This is a genomic window from Aeromonas sp. QDB14 (assembly GCF_027707845.1).
In the GTDB taxonomy this organism is placed as follows: Bacteria; Pseudomonadota; Gammaproteobacteria; order Enterobacterales; family Aeromonadaceae; genus Aeromonas; species Aeromonas caviae.
Window position 1 is genome coordinate 1 of the sequence record NZ_JAPCJD010000066.1, and the last position, 24,035, is coordinate 24,035.

Annotated in this window: 19 protein-coding genes and 1 pseudogene; 5 read left to right on the plus strand and 15 right to left on the minus strand. The window is 63.9% G+C overall.

Features of this window, described 5'->3' with window-relative positions; genetic code table 11:
• Window positions 1-164 precede the first annotated feature (164 nt).
• The 11 genes from parC to nudF form a co-directional block, all read right to left on the minus strand.
• On the minus strand, window positions 165-2,462 hold the full coding sequence (gene parC, locus PG887_RS17360; protein WP_270822405.1) for a DNA topoisomerase IV subunit A: 2,298 nt from the start codon (window positions 2,460-2,462) through the stop codon (window positions 165-167).
• Window positions 2,463-2,712: 250 nt separating this feature from the next.
• Window positions 2,713-4,623, minus strand: a complete 1,911-nt coding sequence (gene parE / locus PG887_RS17365) for a DNA topoisomerase IV subunit B (protein WP_270822408.1) — start codon at window positions 4,621-4,623, stop codon at window positions 2,713-2,715.
• 113 nt (window positions 4,624-4,736) lie between these two features.
• On the minus strand, window positions 4,737-6,740 hold the full coding sequence (locus PG887_RS17370; protein WP_270822409.1) for an FUSC family protein: 2,004 nt from the start codon (window positions 6,738-6,740) through the stop codon (window positions 4,737-4,739).
• 1 nt (window position 6,741) lies between these two features.
• Window positions 6,742-7,608 (minus strand): efflux RND transporter periplasmic adaptor subunit, encoded by an 867-nt coding sequence (locus PG887_RS17375; RefSeq protein ID WP_010672778.1) that lies wholly within the window; start codon window positions 7,606-7,608, stop codon window positions 6,742-6,744.
• Complete coding sequence (locus PG887_RS17380) at window positions 7,601-7,843, minus strand: DUF1656 domain-containing protein (protein WP_039039819.1); 243 nt, start codon at window positions 7,841-7,843, stop codon at window positions 7,601-7,603. The genes PG887_RS17375 and PG887_RS17380 overlap by 8 nt, the downstream gene beginning before the upstream one ends.
• A 170-nt stretch (window positions 7,844-8,013) precedes the next feature.
• The gene (locus PG887_RS17385; RefSeq protein ID WP_069651984.1) at window positions 8,014-8,418 is read right to left on the minus strand and encodes a GFA family protein; all 405 of its coding nucleotides are present in this window, start codon (window positions 8,416-8,418) and stop codon (window positions 8,014-8,016) included.
• A 36-nt stretch (window positions 8,419-8,454) separates the two neighbouring features.
• Window positions 8,455-9,078: an NUDIX hydrolase gene (locus PG887_RS17390; RefSeq protein ID WP_104455187.1), complete on the minus strand. Its 624-nt coding sequence runs from the start codon at window positions 9,076-9,078 to the stop codon at window positions 8,455-8,457.
• 2 nt (window positions 9,079-9,080) lie between these two features.
• Window positions 9,081-9,668: a YqiA/YcfP family alpha/beta fold hydrolase gene (locus PG887_RS17395; protein WP_270822413.1), complete on the minus strand. Its 588-nt coding sequence runs from the start codon at window positions 9,666-9,668 to the stop codon at window positions 9,081-9,083.
• A 9-nt stretch (window positions 9,669-9,677) separates the two neighbouring features.
• Window positions 9,678-10,496: a 3',5'-cyclic-AMP phosphodiesterase gene (gene cpdA / locus PG887_RS17400; RefSeq protein WP_270822415.1), complete on the minus strand. Its 819-nt coding sequence runs from the start codon at window positions 10,494-10,496 to the stop codon at window positions 9,678-9,680.
• Window positions 10,497-10,523: 27 nt separating this feature from the next.
• Window positions 10,524-10,970 carry a DUF1249 domain-containing protein gene (locus PG887_RS17405; RefSeq protein ID WP_160838912.1) on the minus strand — a complete coding sequence of 149 codons (447 nt, stop codon included), beginning with the start codon at window positions 10,968-10,970 and terminating at the stop codon, window positions 10,524-10,526.
• Between the two features lie 99 nt (window positions 10,971-11,069).
• On the minus strand, window positions 11,070-11,711 hold the full coding sequence (nudF, locus tag PG887_RS17410; protein WP_010672772.1) for an ADP-ribose diphosphatase: 642 nt from the start codon (window positions 11,709-11,711) through the stop codon (window positions 11,070-11,072).
• A gap of 306 nt (window positions 11,712-12,017) precedes the next feature.
• On the opposite strand from nudF, the gene tolC reads away from it, so the two are divergent.
• Complete coding sequence (gene tolC, locus PG887_RS17415) at window positions 12,018-13,343, plus strand: outer membrane channel protein TolC (protein ID WP_029313618.1); 1,326 nt, start codon at window positions 12,018-12,020, stop codon at window positions 13,341-13,343.
• Window positions 13,344-13,497: 154 nt separating this feature from the next.
• On the opposite strand, the gene hldE is transcribed toward tolC, so the two are convergent.
• Window positions 13,498-14,925: a bifunctional D-glycero-beta-D-manno-heptose-7-phosphate kinase/D-glycero-beta-D-manno-heptose 1-phosphate adenylyltransferase HldE gene (hldE, locus tag PG887_RS17420; protein WP_039039759.1), complete on the minus strand. Its 1,428-nt coding sequence runs from the start codon at window positions 14,923-14,925 to the stop codon at window positions 13,498-13,500.
• Between the two features lie 248 nt (window positions 14,926-15,173).
• Between hldE and lpxL the strand changes: the two genes are divergently transcribed.
• A complete protein-coding gene (gene lpxL / locus PG887_RS17425) occupies window positions 15,174-16,097 on the plus strand; it encodes an LpxL/LpxP family Kdo(2)-lipid IV(A) lauroyl/palmitoleoyl acyltransferase (RefSeq protein WP_010672769.1) in 924 nt (307 codons plus the stop codon).
• Window positions 16,098-16,211: 114 nt separating this feature from the next.
• On the opposite strand, the gene PG887_RS17430 is transcribed toward lpxL, so the two are convergent.
• The 3 genes from PG887_RS17430 to PG887_RS17440 form a co-directional block, all read right to left on the minus strand.
• On the minus strand, window positions 16,212-18,191 hold the full coding sequence (locus PG887_RS17430) for a bifunctional 2',3'-cyclic-nucleotide 2'-phosphodiesterase/3'-nucleotidase (protein ID WP_041214379.1): 1,980 nt from the start codon (window positions 18,189-18,191) through the stop codon (window positions 16,212-16,214).
• A gap of 127 nt (window positions 18,192-18,318) precedes the next feature.
• Entirely contained in the window at window positions 18,319-18,939 is a 621-nt protein-coding gene (gene lysE, locus PG887_RS17435; protein WP_041212291.1) for an L-lysine exporter, read from the minus strand.
• A gap of 262 nt (window positions 18,940-19,201) precedes the next feature.
• Window positions 19,202-19,984, minus strand: a complete 783-nt coding sequence (locus PG887_RS17440) for a LuxR family transcriptional regulator (RefSeq protein ID WP_010672766.1) — start codon at window positions 19,982-19,984, stop codon at window positions 19,202-19,204.
• Window positions 19,985-20,048: 64 nt separating this feature from the next.
• On the opposite strand from PG887_RS17440, the pseudogene PG887_RS17445 reads away from it, so the two are divergent.
• The 3 genes and pseudogenes from PG887_RS17445 (at window position 20,049) to PG887_RS17455 (ending at window position 23,918) form a co-directional block, all read left to right on the plus strand.
• A pseudogene (locus tag PG887_RS17445) lies at window positions 20,049-20,677 on the plus strand (acyl-homoserine-lactone synthase).
• Window positions 20,678-20,910: 233 nt separating this feature from the next.
• Window positions 20,911-21,810, plus strand: coding sequence for a LysR family transcriptional regulator ArgP (locus PG887_RS17450; protein ID WP_270822417.1), 900 nt, complete (start codon window positions 20,911-20,913; stop codon window positions 21,808-21,810).
• A gap of 86 nt (window positions 21,811-21,896) precedes the next feature.
• Window positions 21,897-23,918: an exoribonuclease II gene (locus PG887_RS17455; RefSeq protein WP_270822418.1), complete on the plus strand. Its 2,022-nt coding sequence runs from the start codon at window positions 21,897-21,899 to the stop codon at window positions 23,916-23,918.
• Window positions 23,919-24,035 lie beyond the last annotated feature (117 nt).

A 24,035-nucleotide genomic window follows, 5' to 3' on the forward strand; every position in this document is an offset into this window, starting at 1 on the left:
GCAGCCTGTCAAGGTATTCGAAGAGTACTGTCAGGCGGCATAGGCGAGTGTCGCACTTCGAAGTTGAATTCGCGAACTAATGAATACCTTGGGCTTTGCCATGTCAACTCTCTATTTTTAAAAATCCATCTGAGTTATTTGAAAATAAAGTGGCTTTCGCCACTCTATTTTTCTAATTCAGCCGAACCTTCTCTCACTTCCGGCTCGGCGGTGGTTTCTATCTCTATCCTGTCCACCCGCTGCAAACCGCGGGGCAGCTTGGCGCCGCGGCGGCCGCGCTCGCCGCGGTAGTAGTCAAGATCCGAAGGTTTCAGGGTCAGCTTGCGCTTGCCGGCAAACAGGGTGACCGACTGGCCCTGCGGGATAACGGCGGCCATCACCACAAACTCCTCCCGCGCCTTCACGCGAGCCGAGGGGATGCTGATGAGCTTGTTGCCCTTGCCCTTGCCGAGTACCGGCAGGGTATTGAGCGGGAACAGCAGCATGCGACCCTCGTTGGAGATGGCCATGCAGAGATCCGTGTCCGGCGCGCCTATCTTCTGGGGCGCCATGACGATGCCCCCTTCCGGCACGGTCAGCAGCGCCTTACCGTTCTTGTTTTTACCGATCAGGTCATCGTACTTGCAGACGAAGCCGTAACCGGCGTCAGAACAGATGAGGTACGGCTCGCCTTCGTTGCCCATCACCAGATGGCGCACCTCTTCCCCTGCCCCCAGCGCGAAGCGGCCGGTGAGCGGCTCGCCCTGACTGCGGGCGGAGGGCAGAGTGTGCGCCTCCAGCGAGTAGGTACGTCCCAGGGTGGAGAGGAACACCGCCTGTTGGTTGCTACGGCCATGGGCGTGGGCCAGATAACCGTCCCCCGCCTTGTAGGAGAGGCCGGCCACATCCACGTCGTGGCCCTTGGCGGCACGCACCCAGCCCTTGTCAGAGAGGATCACGGTGACCGGCTCACTCGGGGTGAGCTCCTTCTCGGTCAGGGCGACGGCGGTGGCGCGCTCCACCAGCGGGGTGCGGCGATCGTCGCCGTACTTCTCGGCGTCCGCCAGGATCTCTTTCTTGAGCAATGTGCTGAGACGGCGCTCGGAACCCAGGATCAGTTCCAGCTTGTCGCGCTCTTCCGCCAGTTCGTTCTGTTCGGCACGCAGCTTGAACTCTTCGAGCTTGGCCAGGTGGCGCAGTTTGAGCTCAAGGATTGCCTCGGCCTGGGTCTCGCTGATGTTGAAACGCTCCATCATCACCCGGCCCGGCTCCTCCTCGGTGCGGATGATCTCGATCACCTCGTCGATGTTGAGGTAGGCGATGAGCAAACCTTCGAGGATGTGCAGGCGGGCCAGCACCTTGTCGAGGCGATACTGCAGGCGGCGGCGCACCGTCTCACGGCGGAAGCTCAGCCACTCGGTGAGGATGGTCTTGAGGTCTTTCACCTGGGGACGGTTGTCCAGACCCAGGATGTTGAGGTTGACCCGGTAGTTCTTCTCCAGATCCGTGGTGGCGAACAGGTGGGCCATCAGCCCCTCCACATCCACCCGGTTGGAGCGCGGCACTATCACCAGACGGGTCGGGTTTTCGTGGTCCGATTCATCCCGCAGATCGGTCACCATCGGCAGCTTCTTGGCCACCATCTGGGCGGCGATCTGCTCCATGATCTTGGCGCCTGAGGCCTGATGGGGCAGCGCCGTGATGACGATGTCGCCATCCTCCTCGCTCCACACCGCCCGCTGCTTGATGGAGCCCTTGCCGGTCTCGTAGATTTTGCGGATGTCGCCCTGCGGCGTGATGATCTCGGCGTTGGTCGGATAATCCGGCCCCTGCACATGGGCCATCAGGGCATCCAGGCCGGCATTGGGGTTATCCAAAAGCTCCACGCAGGCGTGGGCCACTTCCCGCGCGTTGTGGGGCGGGATATCGGTCGCCATCCCCACCGCAATACCGGTCACCCCGTTGAGCAGGATGTGGGGCAGGCGGGCGGGTAGCACCACGGGCTCCTTCATGGTGCCGTCGAAGTTCGGCGTCCACTCCACCGTACCCTGGCCAAGCTCGGAGAGCAGCAGTTCGGAGAAGCGCGACAGCCGCGCCTCGGTATAACGCATGGCGGCGAAGGATTTGGGATCGTCCGGCGCACCCCAGTTGCCCTGACCGTCCACCAGCGGGTAGCGGTAGGAGAAGGGCTGGGCCATCAGCACCATGGCTTCGTAACAGGCGCTGTCGCCGTGGGGGTGATATTTACCCAGCACGTCACCCACGGTACGGGCGGACTTCTTGTGCTTGGAGAGGGCCGACAGACCCAGCTCGCTCATGGCGTAGATGATGCGCCGCTGCACGGGCTTGAGGCCATCGCCGATATGCGGCAGGGCCCGATCCATGATGACGTACATGGAGTAGTTCAAGTAAGCCTGCTCGGTAAAGGTGCGCATTGGCTGGCGCTCTACCCCGTCCAGACTGAGCTCGATGGCATCACTCATGTGATTATCTCTTTCGGTTCGGGAGCTGGTTGGCGCTCTACTTCATCCAACAGACTGAGCTCGATAGCATCACTCATAAGGTTGTTCTCTTGCTATGGCACGCCCTCAGAGGGCACGCCGGAAATGCGGGTCGGCAGGGGGCCGACGGTGAATCACAAGCCCCCCTCCCAACCTCCCCCTCCATGAGGGGGAGGAGAGGCTTGGCCCCCTCCCCTTGCGAAGGGGAGGGCCGGGGTACTTGCGACTCGCTTTAGATGATGGCGAGGTTGCCCTTCTCTTCCAGCCATTCGCGGCGATCACCGGCGCGCTTCTTGGCCAGCAGCATGTCCATCAGTTGCAGGGTCTCGTCCCCATCTTCCCCTTCTGCCCCCCCTTCCGCGCCCATGGTGAGCTGCACCAGACGGCGGGTGTTGGGATCCATGGTGGTTTCTCGCAACTGCTTGGGGTTCATCTCACCCAGCCCCTTGAATCGGGTCACCATCACCTTGCCCTTCTTCTTCTCGGCTTCGACCCGTTGCAGCACGCCGTTCTTCTCGTCCTCGTCGAGGGCGTAGAAGACCTCCTTGCCGATGTCGATACGATAGAGGGGCGGCATGGCCACATAGACATAGCCCTTCTCCACCAGCGTGCGGAAGTGCTTCACAAAGAGGGCGCAGAGCAGGGTGGCGATGTGCAGACCGTCCGAGTCGGCATCCGCCAGGATGCACACCTTGCCGTAGCGCAGGCCACTGAGGTCGTCGGAATCCGGGTCGAGCCCGATGGCCACCGAGATGTCGTGCACTTCTTGCGAGGCGAGCACCTGACCGGCCTCCACCTCCCAGGTGTTCAGGATCTTGCCGCGAAGCGGCATGATGGCCTGGAATTCGCGATCCCGCGCCTGCTTGGCACTGCCGCCCGCGGAGTCACCCTCCACCAGGAAGAGCTCCCCCTGCATGGGATCGGCGCAGCCGCAGTCGGTCAGTTTGCCGGGCAGGGCCGGGCCTTGCGTTATCTTCTTGCGCACTACCGTCTTGGCGGCGCGCATCCGGCGCTGGGCGCTGGAGATACAGAGCTCCGCCAGCTGTTCGGCCAGCTCGGTGTTGCTGTTCAGATAGAGGCTGAAGGCATCCTTCACCACGCCCGACACGAAGGCCGAGCTCTGGCGGGACGACAGTCGCTCCTTGGTCTGCCCTGCAAACTGCGGGTCCTGCATCTTGATGGAGAGGATGTAGGCGCAGCGATCCCAGATGTCTTCCGGGGTCAGCTTGACCCCGCGGGGCAAGAGGTTGCGGAACTCGCAGAACTCGCGCATGGCGTCGAGCAGCCCCTGGCGCAGGCCGTTGACATGGGTGCCACCGAGCGCGGTGGGAATGAGGTTCACATAGGATTCGGCGAGGCACTCGCCCCCTTCCGGCAACCAGCACAGGGCCCAGTCCACCGCCGACTGCTCGGAGCTGAAAGAGCCGACGAAGGGCTGCTCCGGCAGGCAGGTGAACTGCTTGACCGCATCGATGAGGTAATCCTTGAGGCCGTCTTCGTAGCACCACTCCAGCTTGATGCCGGTGTTCTTGTCGAGGAACTTGATGGTGAGGCCCGGGCAGAGCACGGCCTTGGCTTTGAGCAGGTGCTCGAGCTTGGAGACCGAGAAGCGCGGCGAATCGAAGTAGCGCGCCTCTGGCCAGAAGCGCACCCGGGTGCCGGTGTTGCGGCGTCCGCAGGTGCCGGTGATGGTCAGATCAGACACTTTCTCGCCCCGCTCGAAGGCGATGTCGTAGACCTGGCCGTCGCGGCGCACCGTCACCTCGACCCGATCGGAGAGGGCGTTCACCACGGAGATCCCCACCCCGTGCAAGCCACCGGAGAACTGATAGTTCTTGTTGGAGAACTTGCCCCCCGCGTGCAGCTTGCAGAGGATCAGCTCCACGCCGGAGACCCCTTCCTCCGGGTGGATGTCCACCGGCATGCCGCGACCGTCGTCGATCACCTCGAGGGACTGATCCTCGTGCAGGATCACCTCCAGATTGCGGGCGTGACCCGCCAGCGCCTCGTCGACGCTGTTGTCGATGACCTCCTGGCCGAGGTGATTGGGCCGGGTGGTGTCGGTGTACATGCCGGGGCGGCGACGCACCGGTTCAAGGCCATTGAGGACCTCAATGGCATCCGCATTGTATTGAGTGGACATGGAGGGCCTTGCGAATTGACGTTTGGGGGGAATCTTACTCGCTGGGAGGGCCCGGGACAAATGGGGCGCTCGCAAAGGGTGATCCAGAGGGGCTCCGGCCTCCCCGCCCGGGATCAGGCGGGTTCCCCGGGCAGGGCCTGCACAAGCTGGGAGAGGGAGCAGTGGAGTCGCCACACCAGTCCCGCCAGTGCCCGGGCCGCCGGGTCTGCATGTTCTCCCAGCCCCTGGCTGATGCGGCCCAGCTCCGCCAGGGTGCGCCCCAGGGTCTCGTGCTGCACGCCCCCTTCGGTCAGAATGCCTTTCAGGCAGCGCAGACAGCCGTCCCGCACCATATAGAGGGCCGGATCCCGGCTGCGCCAGAGCCTGAGCTGCCAGACGATATGGCTGCAATTGAGCAGCACCACGCCCCAGCGCAGCACCCAGAGCCGGGCCCCCTGATCCTGACTCTGGCTGAGCTGGCTCACCGCGTGATAGACCCGGGATTCAAACTCCCCCTCGCTCTGCTGCGGGGCCGGGGCCAACTGGTCCACGAAATCCCGCCGCAGACGATGCATCAGGCGGCGGCTCTTGCGCCGATCCGAGCTGGGCCTCAGAAGCTGGAACGCCAGTCCGGCACTCATCACCCCCAATGCCTGAGCAAGGCTGCTGTTGACGAAGGCGAGGTAGTCGTAGCTCGGCGGATTGGTGATGGCGAGGAAGGAGCCGAGCAGCACGATGAGCTGGCCCCAGAGCGCCGCCCCCTGGGGTCGCTGCAATTTCAGCAGTTGCAGGGTGATGAGGGCGGGGAACAGCAGGGCGCAGAAGATCCAGAAGTCGTCGATGCGGATCATCAGCCCGAACTTGACCCCGAAGCAGATAAAGCTGAGCAGCACGATGGCCTTGAGCATGTTCTGGGCCCCCTTCGCCGGGGCCGGGGTGGCGGAATAGAGCACGCAGCAGATGGCGAGCAGGGTCAGGGCCGCAGCGCCCGCATCCCACTGGCTGTGGCTCCAGAAGGTGCAGCCCAGCATCACGCAGAGGAAGGTACGCCCCCCGTTGTAGGCCGCCTCCAGGCCGTCGGTGTGGCTGGTCAGAGAGCTGTGGCGCGGCGGCGCCGGCCACTCCTGGCCATCGTGGCGGGCCAGCCTTTCCAGCCAGCGCTGACACTCCAGGTAGCTCCAGCAGAAGTGGCGCAGCCGCAGCCAGAAGGCCTGACAGCGATAATCATCCCCCGAACGGGCCACGAAGGGCGCCATCAGGCGGGCAATGCGCAGCTTGTCGCAGCCCCCCTGTCCCAGCTCCCGCAGCACGGCGGCCAGCATGGGGGCCGGGTCGACGGCGTCCTCTGGCCAGTGTTGCAGCATGCGGCGCAGCCCCGAGATGAGGCTGACCATCCTCAGCTGGCGATGGAGCAGATAGTTCAGCAACTGGTTGTGGCGGCGCAGGCGGTGGTGACTCCAGACGGCCTGGATGCGCAGCACGTTCAGGGTGAGGATCTGACCGATCACCCCCTCGTGGGCGGTGCGCACATCGGCGCCCGTCTCCCCGAGCCAGAGCAGTTGGGCATGTTCCAGCAGCCGGGTCTGGCTCTTGCCAAGGGAGTCCAGCAGAGTCTCGCCATCGGAGAAACTCGGCAGGATCATCATCATCAGGCCGCCGCAGAGGATGCCGACGATCACCTCGCTCACCCGGGCCTGGGCGATGTCGAAGATATGTTGCGGGTCGGTCAGGTTGACGCAGGAGAAGGCGATGATGGCGGCGGTATAGCCCGCCAGGGCGAAACCGTAGGAGACGTTGTTCTGATGGTGGTTGGAGATGTAGGTGCAACCCCCCAGCCAGAGGGCGATAAGCAGGCTGAAGAGCCAGGGATCACCGATGCCAAGGCCGGTGATCATCACCGCCGCCATGGCGCCGATGAGGCTGCCCACCACCCGCCCCAGGCTCTTGCTGATGACGCCCCCCACGGTGGGAAAGCTCACCACGGCGGCGGAGGTCATGGCCCAGTAGGGAGAGTCGAGTTGCAGCACGAACGCCAGCCAGAGCGACAGGCACATGGCCAGGGCATTGCGCAGGGCGTAGCGCCACTGGCCGCCGTTGGCCTTGCCCCAGGGGGTCTGGCACCAGAGCGAGAGGATCACTCTAGTCCCCTATGGTGATGGTACAGGTCGTGCCCGCGATCAAGACCAGATCCGGGGGAATCGCCAGCAGCCTGATCCGCACCGGCACCCGCTGGGCCAGGCGCACCCAGGGCACGTTCGGCTTGACGTCGAGCAGCAGCCCCTCGCTGCCTTCCAGGCTCTGATCGTGAATGGCGCGCCCTATGCTTTCCACCTCCCCCCTGAGTACCCGATCCCCGCTGTAGAGCACCACCTCGGCCGGTTTGCCGGGGGCAATGTGCCTGAGCTTGGTCTCTTCGAAATAGCCCTGCACATAGAAGGAGTGGGTGTCTATCAGGGCCACCAGGGGCACCCCGGCGGTGGCGTAGTTGCCGACCCTGGCCTGCAGGTTGGTGATGTAGCCGTCGCTCGCGGCGTGGACCTCGGTCCGGGCAAGGGACCATCTGGCCTGCTCCAGATTGGCTTGGGCCACCTCATAGGCCGCCTTCATCGCCTGGGCATTGAGCCTGGACTCATCCACCGCCTCGGCGGAGATGACGGTGCGGGAGAGGCTCTGGCGACGGTTCGCCTCGTGCTCCGCCTTGTCGAGATCCGACCTGGCCTTGGCCAGGGCCGCGCTGGCGTTGTCCAGCGCGATGCGATAGGGCTCGGGATCCAGGGTGAAGAGCAGCTCCCCCGCCTTCACCAGCTGGTTGTCCTTGACCCCTATCCTGACGATCTTGCCCGACACCTGGGGCGTGATGCTGACCAGCTCGGCCCGCACCTTGCCATCCCGGGTCCAGGGCCCCTGCATGTAGTCGTTCCACAGCCACCAGAGCGACACCAGCGCCAGGGCAAAGACCAGCAGGGTGGAGAAGTATTTGAGGGTCGCAAGGGGTGATTTAGCCATGTAGCAATATCCATAGGGCGCCGCTGACGGCGAGGATGAAGAGGGAGAGATCCATCAGCAGGGGGTGCCAGACCTCGCCGCCGTAGAGCCAGTCCCGCAGCAGATGGTGCAGCGGCAGCCAGCCCAGCAGGCCGAGCAGCACGGCCTTGAACAGGGGCGGAAAGTAGAGCGAGGCCCCGAGGATCAGATCCGGCAGCGCTGAAGCAGTCGTCACGGGTGTGCCCCCTGTTGGCAGAGATGAAATGAAGAGAGAGGCCGGGGTCCGCCGGGAGACGGACAGGGCAAGGTTAACACAGCCATTGCGGGGGCTACACAGGCAGATGACCCCCTGAGGCGTCGTCACGGGAGTGGCGCGGCAACACCTCGCCCGTCCTCCCTGCCACCCGTCGGGCAGTCACCTCGCGTTCAATCGGCTACGGTATCTGCCGGGTGATGCACCCCGTCGCGGGTCGGCACCTCTCCCAGATCGAACGGGTTGACCCCCTCCAGACAGGCGAGGTTGTAGCCATATTCCGCCGGATTGGATCGGCGCTGGTGATGGGTGTAGATGCCGCAGACGCTGCAAAAGTAGTGTTTCGCGGTGCGGGTGTTGAACTGGTAGCAACGAAGCGCCGCCTCCCCTTGCAGGATGCGGATGCCGGAGAGCGGCACCGAGGCGACGATGGCGCCCCGACGTCGGCAGAGGGAGCAGTCGCAGCGGCGCGGATCCACCACGCCATCCGGCAGGGTCAGCTCCAGCACCACGGCGCCGCAGTGGCAGCTCGCCTTGTGTTTCTTCTGGATGGGGGTATTGCCGATGCGTGTGATCATGCTGCCTCCTTGCCGCAGTGTCAGGCTGCGAACCGGTTAATCGAACAGGGTATCCCGCCGCCCTTGTAAAAGATGGTCATGCAGGGTGCGCAACTGGGACGCCACCACCCGGTGGCGGGAGAGTTCGGGCAAGGCGTCGATGGGGAAGTACCCCGCCCCTTTGGTTTCATCGGTGTCGGTAAGCAGAGCGCCCCCCGTCACCTCGCACAGGAAGAAGGCCTTGTGGGCATGGGGCAACTGCGGGGGATGGGGATGCTTGAGTTTGTCGAACAGGGCCAGCAGTTGCACCGCCCGACAGGCGAGGCCGGTCTCCTCGCTCACTTCCCGCACCACGGCGTCCGCAGGCGAATCGCCGATGTCGCACCAGCCCCCCGGCAGAGTCCAGCAACCGTCACTGCGCTCCTGCACCAGCAGCACATGGCCCGCATCGTTCTGAATGAAGGCCCGCACATCGAGCTTGGGGGTGGGATAGCCGCTGTCGAGGGCAATCCAGTCGCCGATGGCGTCGGGGGCCAGCTCGCTCTGGCTGGCGATGAGCGTCACCGTGGCCGCTCGCAGCGCCTCGAAGCGGGCGATGTCGAAGGGATCGCGGGAATAGGTGAGCCCCGCCTGGGCCGTGGCCAGCACCTGTTCGAGGAAGGCGGCCAACGGCGGCTGCACGGCTAGAACCCGAGGAAACGGACGATCTGGGCGGGGTAGCGCTCGAAGCCTGTGAAGGCGTGATCGCCGCCGCACTCCAGGGAGAGACGGGCAAAGCGGTATTCGTCCAGCGCCTTGCGATAGTCGAGCACCTCGTCCTCCTGCTGTTGCAGCACCCAGAGCCGCTCGGGAGCAGTCACCGGCACCGCCAGCGCTCTGAGCTCGTCCATGTGTCCGGGCAACAGTTCATAGCGTTCGCCGCTGTAGGGGTTGGTCTGGGGGCCGAGGTAGTCGCAGAGCAGCTCGTGGGGGCGCACCGCCGGGTTGATGAGGGCGGCGCGGCAACCGTATCGCTCGCTGACCCGGGTCGCCATAAAGCCACCGAGGGAGCTGCCCACGGCGCCCAGTCGCAGGGCGCTGCCGTGGCGGGCCTTCAGGTCGGCGATGGCCTGCTCGATGGCAGGCCAGGCGGCCGCCGGGGTGTTGGGCTGGGCCGGGATCACCACCTCGATATCGGGCCTGTTCTCTGCCACCCAGGCCGCCATCTGCTGCGCCTTGGCCGAGCCGGGGGATGAATTGAAACCGTGCAGATAGAGCAGGACGGGCTTCATGGCAACGCCTCAGTAACCGGTGGCATTGGGGTCGGGCACGAACTGCCCCAGCGGCAGGCGCCACACCTGACTCGCCACCCGGCCATCCGGGTGCAGGGTGAGATAGCGCCAGCCCGGGCCGGATTCGTCCAGTGCGAAACCGTCGGAGAGCGGCTTGAACTGGATGCAGGTAGAGGGGCTGGCGATGAGCCGCACTCCGTGGTGCACCTCGTCAAACTCCTGATGGACGTGGCCGAACAGGATGGTCTTCTGCTGCGGGTGGCGGGCCAGCACGGCGAACAGGTCGTCGGCATTCTTGAGGTTGTGCTGATCCAGCCAGGCGCAGCCCACCGGCACCGCCTGATGGTGCAGGGCGATGAGGGCATGGCGCTCGGGATGCTGGCGCAGGGCCTGATCCAGGGCCGCCAGCTGGTGATCCCCCAGCACCCCGTGGGGTTTGCCGCGCACCTGGGTATCCAGCAGGATCACCTGCCAGTGCTCGCCTACCAGCTGCTTGGCCTCGCTGATGCCGGCCGCATGGAGGTATTCGGTCATCAGGGGGCCGTCGTCGTGGTTGCCGGGCAACCAGTAGATGGGGCGAGCCAGGGGCGCCATCATGGAGGCGAAGCGCTGGTAGGACTCCGGGCTGTGATCCTGGGAAAGATCCCCGGTGGCGAGGATGAGATCGAACGGGTGCTCGTTGGCCTGCACCCGCTCCAGCACGGCGGCCAGACTCTGCGCCGTGGGCACGGCCAGCAGCCGCCCCTCGGCACTGGCGAAGAGATGGGTATCGGTAATCTGTAACAGGCGCACACTGCCGTCCGACGCCTGAGGTAGCTCTGTTTCCAAAATCACGCTTCTTTTTTATGGGTTCGACTAGAGGATGTTAATCAGGCTGGTGCCGTGTTTGAGACAAAATCTCAACCAATCGGCCAAGAATAGATTTACCTGCTCCTTTTCATCCCTGTGATGCATTTTTTGATTGGGATAATCATAACGTGGTTGCAACATTGAAATCTGTTGCGCCGCACACACTTCCGCCATTCGCACATCATGATACAAACGAATCTCTATCCGGGCTTGCAAGTAGCTCGGCAATTCGGGGTTGTGCTGGGCCAGGATCACCTGGCTGGTGAAGCGGCTCTCCTCGTTCACCGTGAGCTGGAACTGCAGGCCGTTGCCGACCTGATAGCGGCGCTCAGCACCCACGCTGCCGCCAGGCGGCAACAGTTTCATCAGCGCCATGTAATTGACCTCGCAGGTACGCTGCAAGGACATCAAATCAGGCACATAGCGCTTCATCGGGCTCTGGACTAATGACATGTCGCGGCTCCCTCAATCAGGGTCCATGAAGGGTGGACCCACTGCACAGTGTTCCAGTCGGACACAGGGCACCTGACCCGGGTCTGAACGAGCGTCACCTCAGCGCCCCGCCAGCCAGCGTGCCCGCAGCTCGCCGTGATTCAGGGCCAGCCACTGCAGGGCGATGACGGAGGCGGCATTGTCGATGCGCCCCTCTTTGAGCCAGGCATAGGCCTGCTCGCGGCTCACCACGTGGACCCGGATGTCTTCCCCCTCTTCCGCCAGACCGTGGATCCCCTTGGCCTGACTGGCATCCACCTCGCCCACGAACACCTCGATGCGCTCGGTGCTGCCACCCGGGCTCACCAGATAGCTGATGGCGTGTTCGCAGCGTCCCACCTCGATCCCTGCCTCTTCTACCGCTTCGCGCCGCACCACTGCCTCGGCGGTCTCCCCTTCATCGATGATGCCGGCCACCAGCTCCAGCAGCCAGGGGGTGGCGCTGGTCTCCATGGCGCCGATGCGAAACTGCTCCACCAGCACGATCTCGTCCCGCACCGGATCATAAGGCAGCAGGGCGGCGGCATGGCCACGTTCGAACAGTTCCCGGACGATGGGCGCGTTCCAGCCACCGGCAAACAGCCTGTGTTGCAGGCGGTAGACATTCACCTTGAAGAAGCCATTATATCCAGCTGATTTTTCAATGATTTTCACATCATCGCTGGAGTAGTGGCAGGTTTGAGGCAAGGCTTGCTGTGACATTCGAGACTCCTGCCAGCTTGACTTGGCTTGGTTTGACCATAATATTCGGGGGCATGAATGAACATTCATTCACTCGCTCTCGCCGACGATGAGGGAAGGATTTTAGCAGCCACAGGGCATTTGGCTAGGCGCGTTGCCGAGAAAACTCGCCCCGGACCTTGACGTTTCCGCAGCTGGAAAAGAGACAGTTCGCAATGAAATCTGCTTATAGTAGAGTGGTTAAGCTGAAATCAAGCTTGGTCGGTGACAATCCCCCCTTCATCCAGCGGACAGCTTTGGGTTGATACAAAAGGTTAAAACTATCATATGAAAAGAACACTCTTGTCAGTCATGGTGATGCTGGGTGTGAGCGGCGCCGCTCATGCCGAAAACCTGCTCGATATTTACCAACAGGCCCAGATCAAGGACACCCAGCTGCTGGAATCCAAGGCCAAGCGGGACCAGGCCTTCGAGAAGATCAACGAATCCCGTGCAGCCCTGCTGCCCCAGATCAACCTGGGCGCCGGCCTGAACTACCTGCAAAACAAGAACGACACCATGACCAACACGGGCGCTACCGGCTCCGTGACCCTGGATCAATCCATCTACCGTCGCAGCAACTGGGTCAACCTGGATCTGACCGAGAAGAGCGCCACCCAGTCCGACGTGGCCTACAACCTCGAGTACCAGAACCTGATGCTGCGTACCGCCCAGGCCTACTTCGACGTGCTCAAGGCCATGGATACCCTGGAATTCGTGCGTGCCAACAAGACCGCGGTCGAACGTCAGCTTGAACAGACCCAGCAGCGCTTCGAAGTGGGCCTGACCGCCATCACCGACGTGCACGAGGCCGAGGCCGAGCGCGATCAGGCGCTGGCGGACGAGATCAATGCCGAGAACACCCTGGACAACAGCTACGAGAGCCTGCGCGAGCTGACCGGTATCGACCACCGTCAACTGGACGTGCTCAACACCGATCGCTTCAGCCCGCAGAAGACCGCGTTCAACTCCGACAAGTGGCTGGAACTGGCCCTGGACAAGAACCTGGAGCTGCACAGCGCCCGCATCGGCAAGGACATCGCCAAGGAGCAGATCGATCTGGCCAAGACCGGTCATGAACCGACCCTGGATCTGGGCGCCGGCCTGAACGCCGGTTACAACGATTACAAGGACGAGATCCGCAACCCCGAGAGCAACAGCAATCAGGGCAACATCGGCCTGAACTTCAAGCTGCCCATCTACACCGGCGGGGCCACCACCTCCCAGGTCAAGCAGGCACAGTTCAACTACGTGGCTGCCAGCGAACAGCTCGAACGCAGCTTCCGCTCGGTACAGAGCACGGTCCGCTCCTCCTACAACAACGTGAACGCCAGCATCGGCTCGGTCCGCGCCTACAGCCAGTCCGTCATCTCCGCCGACAGCGCCCTGAAGGCGACCGAGGCCGGTTACGAGGTGGGTACCCGCACCATCGTCGACGTGCTGGACTCCACCCGCAAGCTGTATCAGGCCAAGCAGAAGCTCTCCGAGGCCCGCTACAACTACATCCTCAGCATCCTCTCCCTCAAGCAGGCCGCCGGCATCCTGGAGCAGAAGGATCTGGAAGAGGTGAACCAGGGTCTGATGCCAGCCGCCCAGGTCACCAAGAAGTCCTGAGCCAGGCGCACACCATGAGAAAAGGCGACCCCTAGGTCGCCTTTTTCATCTCTGTTCGCCGCTGGAAGTGCGTTGGTCGGGGCCTGCCAGGCAGCGGCCATGTCACCGACCCGGCAGCCCCATCAAAAAACCCGGCCTTGGCCGGGTTTTACGCTTATCCGCGCTCGCGGATGGTCTTGATGATATCGGTGGTGGAGCAGCCGTCCTCGAAGTTCAGCACCCGCACCTCGCCGCCATTGGCGGTCACCTCGGCGTAACCGGCGATCTCTTCGGGCTTGTAGTCGCCCCCCTTGACCAGGAGGTCTGGCAGGATCTCGGCGATCAGACGCTGGGGAGTGTCTTCGCTGAAGGGGACCACCCAGTCCACGGCACCCAGGGCCGCCAGCACAGTCATACGGCGCTCGGTCGGGTTGACCGGGCGACCCGGCCCCTTGAGGCGACGCACGGACTCGTCGGTGTTCACCGCCACGATCAGGCGGTCCCCCAGCTTGCCCGCATTGGCCAGATAGGAGACATGACCCGCGTGCAGAATGTCGAAGCAGCCGTTGGTCATCACCACCTTCTCGCCGCGCAGACGGGCGGCCTGGACGGCCACCTTGAGCTGGGCCTCGGACATGACGCCAAAGCCGGTCTCCTGCTCGGTGTAGAGGGCGTTGGCCAGTTCCACCGGGCTCACCGTGGAGGTCCCCAACTTGCCGACCACGATGCCGGCGGCGGTGTTGGCCAGGGCGCAGGCCTCATCCAGACTCTTGCCTGCGGCAAGGGAAGTCGCCAGGGTGGAGATGACGGTGTCACCGGCACCGGTGACGTCATAGACCTCGTGGGCCTGGGCCGGCAGGTGCAGCTCGGGCTGCCCTTCGCGGATCAGGGTCATGCCGTTCTCGGAACGGGTGACCAACAGGGCGTCCAGCTCGAAGCGCTTGACCAGCTCCAGCCCCCTGGCGACCAGGTCTTCTTCCCCCTTCACCTTGCCCACCACGGCCTCGAACTCGGACATGTTGGGGGTCAGCAGGGTGGCACCGCGGTACTTCTCGAAATCGGTCCCCTTGGGGTCGACCAGCACGGGGATGCCGGCGGCGCGGGCACGCCGGATCATGCCGGGCACATCGTTGAGGGCGCCCTTGCCGTAGTCGGAGAGGATCATCACGTCCGCCTGGGGCAGCGCCTGCTCCACCTTGCCCATCAGCAGGCTGGCATCCACGTCGTGGAAGGCCTCTTCGAAGTCGAGGCGCAGCAGTTGCTGGTTGCGGGACAGCACCCGCAGCTTGGTGATGGTCGGATAGTCGGTCAGGCGCACGAAATCACAGGCCACCTTGACACCAGCCATCTGGCTGGCGAGGGCATCGGCGGCTTCATCCTGACCGGTCAGGCCCAGCAGCACGGCCTGGGCGCCGAGGGCGGCGGAGTTGAGCGCCACGTTGGCGGCGCCACCCGGACGCTCCTCGATGTGCTCGACCTTGACCACGGGGACCGGTGCCTCGGGGGAGATCCGGCCGGTAGGGCCATGCCAGTAGCGATCCAACATGACATCGCCAACGACCAGGATGCGGGCTTTTTCAAACTCGGGCAGGGTGATTTTCATCTGTATCGGCTCTCAAAACCTGAAAAATTCAGCGGCCGATTTTATCACACTCTTTTCCGGGGCGTGAAAAAAGCACGGCCCTGCCCCCTGATGCCCCCTCTGACCAGATGACGGCGATTCGCGCCCGCCCCCGCTTTTCGGATAGAATCCTCGACATGCGAGTGACCGCATCCGCGCCGGGCCACCCCACACAGGCCCCCCGGTTCGGTCGGACTCCCCCCTTTGCCTTTGCGAACAAGAGACTCTTCATGGCCCAAGAACACGCTCCCCGCCTCGAACCCCGTCTGTTCCATCCCCGTTACTGGGGGAGCTGGCTGGGCCTCTCCCTGCTCTGGCTGCTGGTGTTGCTGCCCTGGCGCAGCCAGATGTGGCTGGGCCGCCAGCTCGGCACCCTGGCCCGCAAGCTGCTGAAATCCCGCGTCAAGATTGCCCGACGCAACCTGGAGCTGGCGATGCCCGAGCTCAGCCGGGATGAGCGCGAAGCCCTCCTGGTGCAGAACTTCGAGAGCGTGGGCTGCGCCATCTTCGAGGTAGGCATGGCCTGGTTCTGGCCAGACTGGCGGATGCGCCGCCTGATGAAGGTGGAAGGGGAAGAGCACGTCATCAACGCCATGGAGAAGGGCCAGGGGATGCTGCTGCTCTCCTGCCACTTCCTCACCCTTGAGCTCAATGCCCGCTGCTTCGGCCTGGTACGTCCCGGGGTCGGCGTCTATCGCCCCAACACCAATCCGGTGCTGGAGTACGCCCAGTACCACGGTCGCTGCGCCTCCAACAAATACCTGGTGGACCGGATGGACGTGAAGGGGATGATCAAGGCGCTGCGCAACGGCGACGCCCTCTGGTATGCACCGGATCACGACTACGGCAGCCATGCCAGCGTCTTCGTGCCCTACTTCGCGGTGGAGCAGGCCGCCACCATCACGGGTACCGCCACCCTGGCCCGGGTGAAGAACACCGTCACCCTGCCCTGCTACAACATCCGCACCCGGGAGGGCTACACCCTGCATATCGGGGCCCCGCTCGCGGACTACCCGAGCGGTGACGACATGGCGGATGCCAGCCGCGCCAACCGCGAGATTGAAGCCGCCGTGCGCAAGGCGCCGGAGCAGTACATGTGGCTGCACCGCCGCTTCAAGACCCGCCCTAATCCGGACGATCCCGGCTACTACTGATGCCCTCCCGCCCCGTCGACCGGGCAAGTCCAGACGACAGGACAGGATGGCACCACGCCCCATGAAAAAGCCCTCGCACTGCGAGGGTTTTTTTGTTGGCTGCCAGCGTCTGCCTTACTGGCGGATCAGGCGGTAGATGGCGTAGCCGGGGTGCTTGGCGTCATCCATCGGCAGGGTGGACTGGTACGACAGATCCGCCCCCGCCAGGGCCTTGGCCTCGTCGGTCGGCGAGGAGTAGAGGCGCACGTCCACGTTGGCGGGCAGGGCCTTCATGTGCCAGTTGTTGTTGGCCGCCGGGCTGAAGCCAGCCGGGTTGTCCGCAGACTGGGCCTTCAGGTACTGGGCGATGATCTCCCGCGTCTCGAAGGGATCTTCATGGACGATGTTGCTGCCGTCGATGCCCGGGAAGTGGCCGCCGCCGCTGGCGCGGTAGTTGTTGGTCACCACGTAGAACTTCTGGGCCGGGTCCACGGGCTGGCCGTTGAAGGTGAGGCCGCTGATGCGCTGGCCGTCGCTCACCTTGACCCCGTCCTTGCTGTAGCGGGCCGGCTGGGTGATGTCCACCTCGTAGTTGACCCCGTCAATCACATCGAAGTTGTAGGTGGGGAAGCTCTCGTTCACCAGCCACTGCACCTCTGTCTTGCCGGTGTCGATCTGGTTGAACTGGCCGGCGCTCATCTCCAGCCACTCCTTGACGGTGGCCCCGTTCACCTCGACCACCTGCAGGGTGTTCGGATAGATGTAAAGGTCGGAGACGTTGCGCAGGGAGATGTCACCCTGGGCCACGTAGGTAAAGTCGTTGATGCCGTTGCGACCGCCACGGAAGGGGGCCGCCACCGAGAGGATCGGGTAGGACTCCTTGAGCAGGCCGTCTTGTTGCAACTGCTCCGCGTGGCGGCGCTGGGCATCGCTCACCAGCTGCACCGAGGGGTCGTCCTGCACCAGGGCGAAGAAGCTGTGGATGGGGGAGGTGATCTTGCCGAGCGGCTCGTCCAGCCACTGGTTGGTGGCGTCGTGATCCGCCTGCACCAGGTCCACCACCCGCTGATCCACCGCACTGCCCTCGCTGGCGTCTATCTTGCGCAGGCTGGCCTGGCTCTGCTTCACCTGCCACTTGCCGTCCACCTGCTCCAGCTTGAGGTCGATGATACCGAGGTGGTTGCCCCAGTAACCGGGCATCACGGTGGGGATGCCGCTCAGGGTACCGGCCTGGTTGTCCACCTCCGGCAGATCCGGGAAGTCCCCGGGGAAGTTCTTGTGGGCGTGGCCCAGCATCAGGGCATCCACCCCCTTCACCTTGGCCAGATGCCAGGCGGAGTTCTCCATCATGGCCTCGTAGCTGCTGGCATTGATGCCGGTGTGAGCCACCACCACCACGATGTCGGCGCCCTTGGCGCGCAGCTCGGGCACATAGTGATTGGCGGTCTCGACCATGTCGGCCACCACCACCTTGCCCTCCAGATGGCGCTTGTCCCATTGCAGCACCTGGGGCGGGGTCAGACCCAGGATGCCCACCTTGACGCGCTGGCGCTGGCCCTTGTCATCGGTCACCTCGCGCTCCAGCAACAGATAGGGGGTGAACTTGTTGCCGCTCCAGTCAATCTGTCCCTTGGCATCGCGCTTGAAGGCCCCCGCCTCGAACACGTTGGCGTTCACATAGGGGAAGTCGGCTCCCGCCAGCACCTTGCCAAGGTAGTCCAGGCCGTAGTTGAACTCGTGGTTGCCCAGGTTGCCCGCGTCGTAGCCCAGCTCGTTCATCGCCTTGAACACCGGGTGCGCCTGCTTCTCGAGGTAGCCGGCACCGGACTGCTCGAAGATGTAGTCCGCCAGCGGCGTGCCCTGAATGAGGTCACCGTTGTCGAGCAGCAGGTTGTTGGGGTTCTCGGCGCGGGCGGCGCGGATCAGCAGGGCGGTACGGGAGAGGCCGAACTTGCGATCCTCCTTGTTCTGGTAGTAGTCGTACCCCAGCACGTTGGAGTGGATGTCGGAGGTCTGGATCAGGCGCAGGGAGACGGTCCCCGGCTGCGCCTTGCTGTCATTCTCGTTGCTGCAAGCAGACAGCAGCACGATGGCGGCAATAGCCCCCAGCTTCATGGTGTTATTCACTGTTTTTTCCCTTTTATTATGAGTAACGCTTTACCAGCGCCGGGAATTTAACAGACGAATATGTCAGCAGATGGCACCGGGACTCATTTTTATGAAGCCCGGCACAAAAATAGCCTCATGAGGCCGGTATGGCACCCAATGCCAGCTTGACCGCCAGCACCAGCATGATGAGACCTACAACAAGATCAATGGCTTGCTGCACCCGGCCCCGGGCAAGCCAGGGGGAGAGGGCGGCCGCCCCGAACGCCAGTCCGTAGAACCAGACCAGAGAAGCCAGCATGGCCCCCGCCGCGAAGGCGGGTCTGAGCTCCTCGGCAAACTGGCTGCCGAAGGAGCCAAGCAGCATCAGGGTATCCAGATAGACGTGGGGATTGAGCAGGGTCACTCCGAGGGTCATGGCCAGCACGCTCTTCACCCCCATCAACCGGGGCGAGTCCGCCAGGGCCGCCTCCTGGCCGCGCCAGGCACTGCGCAGGGAACGGATACCGAACCAGCCGAGGAAGAGCACGCCGCCCCAGGTCAGCAGGGCCAGGCCGATCGGGCTGGCCGCCAGCAGGTTGGCCCCGCCGAACACCCCGATGCCGATCAGCACGAGGTCGCACAGGCAGCAGAGGGTCGCCGTCAGCAGGTGGTGATTGCGGTGAATGCCCCGGCTCAGCACGAAGGCATTCTGGGCCCCGATGGGGATGATCATGGCAAGGCCGAGGGTAAAGCCTTGCAGGGTGGTGGCGAACATGGGGATGCGTTCCTGTGAAAGAGAGAAACGCACTATAAGGGGGCGCGGGTAATCAGAGAAATTCATTCATTTTCTGATGCATTCATAAAACTGATGAAAACCGGGCCGAAACCACACAAAGAAGGTTGTCAATTGCAGGATCTGACAACTGTGGGGTCACAGCCCCGCCCCGAGAATCGGCGGCAGGATGGGACGGCGCAGGACAGCGGTGATGGCGACAGAGGGGATGCCAGGCGACGAGCCGGTGCCGCCGGGCCTGTATTCACTGCAGCAGGGAGGGGAAGTTGGTGACCACCACCTGCTCCAGGTTCGGCAGCAGGATGCCGCTGCTCACCCCCTTGGCAATGGCCTGGTAGCGGTTCATCGACCCTGTCTTGCGGGTGACCTGATTGAGGTGGTAGTTCACGGTGCGCTCCGTGATGCCGAGGATGCAGGCGATCTCCCCCGATGTCTTCCCTTCGCTGGCCCAGAACAGGCACTCGGTCTCCCGCTCCGTCAGGGGCTCCTGGGGATCGTCCTCCCTCATGCTCTGGCGCACGATCCGGATCGCCGCCTCGAAGATGTAGTTGGACATCCAGGAGAGGATGGGCGAGGACTCCAGCATCAGATCACTCGATGCCCGCTCCCGGGTGATGAAAGAGAGTATGCCGTTCTCCCCCGCCGCCCCGTGCAGCGGGAACGAGATGCCGTTGCGCAACCCGAATTCCGCCGCCAGCCCCATCACATCCATGCTCCCCTCTTGCAGGAAGCGCGCCTTCTCGTCCAGCCGGTTCCAGTAGATGGGCAGGGTCTGCCTGCGGGCGAGCTGGATGATGGGATCGCAGGCCAGCATGTTGTTCAGGGTGTAGGCCTGTACCCAGGAGTCGGGGCACTGGTTGAACAGCACCACCTTGGGCCTTTGCATCGACATGGGCAGGATGAGGGCGAAGCGGTAGTAGTCGTAACCCATTCCCAGGGTGAAGCGGCCGATGAGCTCGGACAACCGGTTGCCATCGGTCACCAGCGTGAAATGTTCCAGGTACTCAAGCAGTTGGTCGCGTGTCATAGGCAAGCCTCCCCTGGCCAAGGCCTTGGATTATAGCGCCTAACCATGAAATGGAGAGACATGAATACTTGTTTTCAAAGGAAAATTGAAAGAACACCCCAGATGGGAGGTCGAAAACGAGCTCTACCGATTTCGCAACCGCGTCTTCTCCGATCGACTCGGTTGGGACGTGGAATCCCGCCGTGGCCTGGAGCGGGACAACTTCGACAAGCCCGACACCCACTGGGTGCTGATTGAAGACAAGCAGGGGCTGTGCGGCTGCATCTGCCTGCTCAGCTGCGCCCAGGATTACATGCTGCCCAGCATCTTCCCCACCGCCCTCGCTGGCGAAGCCCCGCCGCGCGGCAACGACGTGTGGGAGCTGACCCGCCTCGCCATCGACGCCGACCGGGCCCCTCGCCTGGAGAACGGCATCAGCGAACTCACCTGCGTCATCTTCCGCGAGGTGCTGGCCTTCGCCAGGGAGCAGGGGATCCGCGAGCTAGTGGCCGTGGTCAGCTTGCCGGTGGAGCGCATCTCCGTCGCCTCGGCCTGCCCATCGAGCGCCTCGGCCATCGCCAGGCGGTGGATCTGGGGGCCGTGCGCGGGGTCGGCATCCGCTTCCACCTGGACGAGCGTTTCGACCGCGCCGTCCATCGCCCCCTGCAGGGCCATTACCGGCCGGCGGGGGATGCTCTGCTCGCCGTCATCTGAGCAAAAAAAGTCCCGGGACCGGCCCGGGATTCAAGACGCTCGCTATGGTCCGTTTCCACCCCATGCAAAAACGGACCGAGTGAGTATCTTATAAATCTCATGTCAGGACTACTGTCACATCTCACAGGGGCGGCCCCGGACACGGGCCCCCTTCATGGGGGCGGTCAGGTTGTCCTCTGGCGCTCCCTTGAGTAGCATTCTTGCTGAACTCCCTTTTTTCATAAGGAATGCTGATGAAGACGCTGGACTACAAGCTGCTGCTGGCCCTGGACGCGGTGATCCGGGAGCAAAACTTCGAGCGTGCCGCCCAGCGCTTGCACATCACCCAGTCCGCCATCTCCCAGCGCATCAAGCAGCTGGAGCAGCAGTTTGCGGAGCCGCTCATCATCCGCAGCCAGCCGCTGCAGGCCACGGGGCTCGGCCAGAAGCTGCTGGCACACTATCGCCAGGTGCGCCAGCTGGAGCTGGAGCTGGCCGGCGAGCTCTCCCCCGACGAGCCCAGGGCCCCCATCCGGGTCAGCATCGCCGTCAATGCCGACAGCCTGGCTACCTGGTTCCTGCCCGCCCTGGCGCCGCTGCTGGAGCTGCACCCCATCGAGCTGAATCTCCTGGTGGACGACGAGAGCCGCACCCTGGATCGGGTCCGCGAGGGGCAGGCGTTCGGCGCCGTCAGCCTGCAACCCCAGCCGCTCGCGGGCTGCTGCGTTGACGAACTCGGCGAGATGCGCTACCTGCTGACCGCCAGCCCCGCCTTCGTCGCCCGCCACTTCCCCCAAGGCCTCACCCCAGACGCGCTCGCCAAGGCGCCGGCGGTGGCCTTCGATCAGCGGGACGACATGCACGTGAGCTACATGGCCCGCCACTTCGCGCTCCCCCCCGGGGGCTACCCCTGCCACACGGTGCGCTCGTCCGAGGCCTTCGTCGCCATGGCCGAGCAGGGGCTGGCCTGCTGTCTCATCCCTGAACTGCAGATCCGTCAGCAACTTGCCGAGGGGCGCCTGCTCGATCTCAGCCCGGAGCACCACCTGGTCGAGCGACTCTACTGGCACCGCTGGGTGCTGGAGCGGGGGCTGCACAAGCAGATCTCCCAACGCCTCATCCAGCAGGGACGCCAGGCACTGCAACCGCGCTGAGGGGGCCATTCACCTTGGCTTTGGAGGGGTAAAAACGTATAGTGCTGGGCGATTAACCATCAGGTCTCCACTCAGGTTCCCCATTTATGTTCCAAGACAATCCGCTGCTGGCCCAGCTCAAACAACAAATCCGCGAAAACATCCCCAAGAAAGAGGGTGTGATCCGCGCCTCCGATCGGGGCTTCGGCTTCCTGGAGGTCGATGAGAAGACCAGCTATTTCGTGCCGCCTCCCTATATGAAGAAGGTGATGCACGGCGACCGGGTGAGCGCCCTGATCCGTACCGAAAAAGAGAAGGAAGTGGCCGAGCCGGATGCCCTGCTGGAGCAGGCGGTCACCCGCTTCGTCGGCCGCGTCAAGATGTTCCGCGACCGCCTCAACGTGGTACCTGATCACCCCCTCATCAAGGACGCCATCAAGGCCCGCGCCAAGAAGGGTCTGGACGAAAAATCCTTCAAGGAAGGGGACTGGGTGGTCGCGACCCTCAAGCGCCACGCCCTGGCCGACGGCAACTTCTCTGCCGAAATCACCCAGCTCATCGCCACCCAGGAAGACCACAACGTGCCCTGGTGGGTGGTGCTGGCGCGCCACAACCTGGCCCAGGTCGAGCCGGCGGATCTGCCGGAGTGGAAGGTGATCGAAGAGGAAGAGCTGCCCCGCCGCGACCTGACCCAGGTTCCCTTCTTCACCATCGACGGCGCCAAGACCAAGGACATGGACGATGCCCTGGCCATCACCAAGCTGGACAACGGCTGGGAGCTGCTGGTCGCCATCGCCGACCCGACCGCCTATGTGGCCGAAGGGAGCGAGCTGGACAAGGAAGCCGCCCAGCGCGCCTTCACCGTCTACATGCCGGGCCGCAACGTGCCCATGATCCCGCGCACCCTCTCCGACGAGCTCTGCTCCCTGAAAGAGGGCGAGGAGCGCAACACCCTGTGCGCCCGCCTGCTGATCGCCGAAGACGGCCTGCTGCTGGAGGAGACCGAGTTCTTCGCCGCCCGCATCAACTCCCACGCCCGCCTCAGCTATGACGACGTCTCCGACTGGGCCGAGCACGGCAAAGAGCTGGCCATCGACGCCGGCGTCCTGGCCCAGCTGCCCCTGATGAAGGCGATGACGGAGGCCCGCATCAAGTGGCGCACCGAGCACGCCCTGGTGTTCCCGGACCGCCCGGACTACGACTTCGAACTGGGCGAGAATGGCGAAGTGCTGGCCATCCACGTCGAGCCGCGCCGCATCGCCAACCGCATGGTGGAAGAGTCGATGATCGCCGCCAACATCTGCGCCGGCCGCGTGCTGGGCAAGACCGTCGGCTACGGCATCTTCAACGTCCACACTGGCTTTGACGAGGAATCCCTCGATGGCGCCATCGACCTGCTCAAGAGCGCCGAGGCCCCGTTCGAGAAGGAAGAGATCGCCAGCCTGACCGGCTTCTGCGCCCTGCGCCGCTGGATCGACAGCCTGGATACCCGCTGGCTGGACGGCAAGATCCGCCGCTTCCAGAGCTATGCCCTGATGTCGGCCGAGCCGGGTGCCCACTACGGCCTGGGTCTGGATGCCTACGCCACCTGGACGTCACCGATCCGCAAATACGGCGACATGGTCAACCATCGCCTGCTCAAGGCCGTCATCGCCGGCAAGACCCCGGGCGAGCGCCCGAGCCTGGAGCTCACCGAGCACCTGACCGCCTGCCGTCGCCTGCACCGCATGGTGGAGCGCGACATCGGCGACTGGCTCTATGTGCGCTATCTGAAGGCGGCCGCCGGCACCGATCAGGTGTTCAACGCCGAGATCATCGACGTGATGCGTGCCGGCCTCAAGCTGCGCCTGCAGGAGAACGGCGCCGTGGTGTTCATGCCCGCCCGCCATATCCTCGACAACAAGGATCGGCTGGAGTGCAACTGGGACAACGGCCGCGTCTATCTGGACAAGACCGAGGTGGTCTACGAGCTCGGCCAGATCATCGAGGTGAAGCTGACCGAAGCGGTAGAAGAGACCCGCTCCCTCATCGCCAAGCCGGCGGTGGATCTGGTGCCGGGTCCGGCGCCGGTCGCTCCTGCCAGCGAGGCCGATGCCGCGCCTGCCGACGAGGCCCCCAAGGCGCAGTGATCCCCCTGCTTTTCTGCTCTGCAAAAGCCCGCATCCTGCGGGCTTTTTTTAGGTTCTTCGCGGGATCTTGGGGAAGTGGAAGTTGACAGACAGGGTGCTGGTAAACTGGCTGTCTCC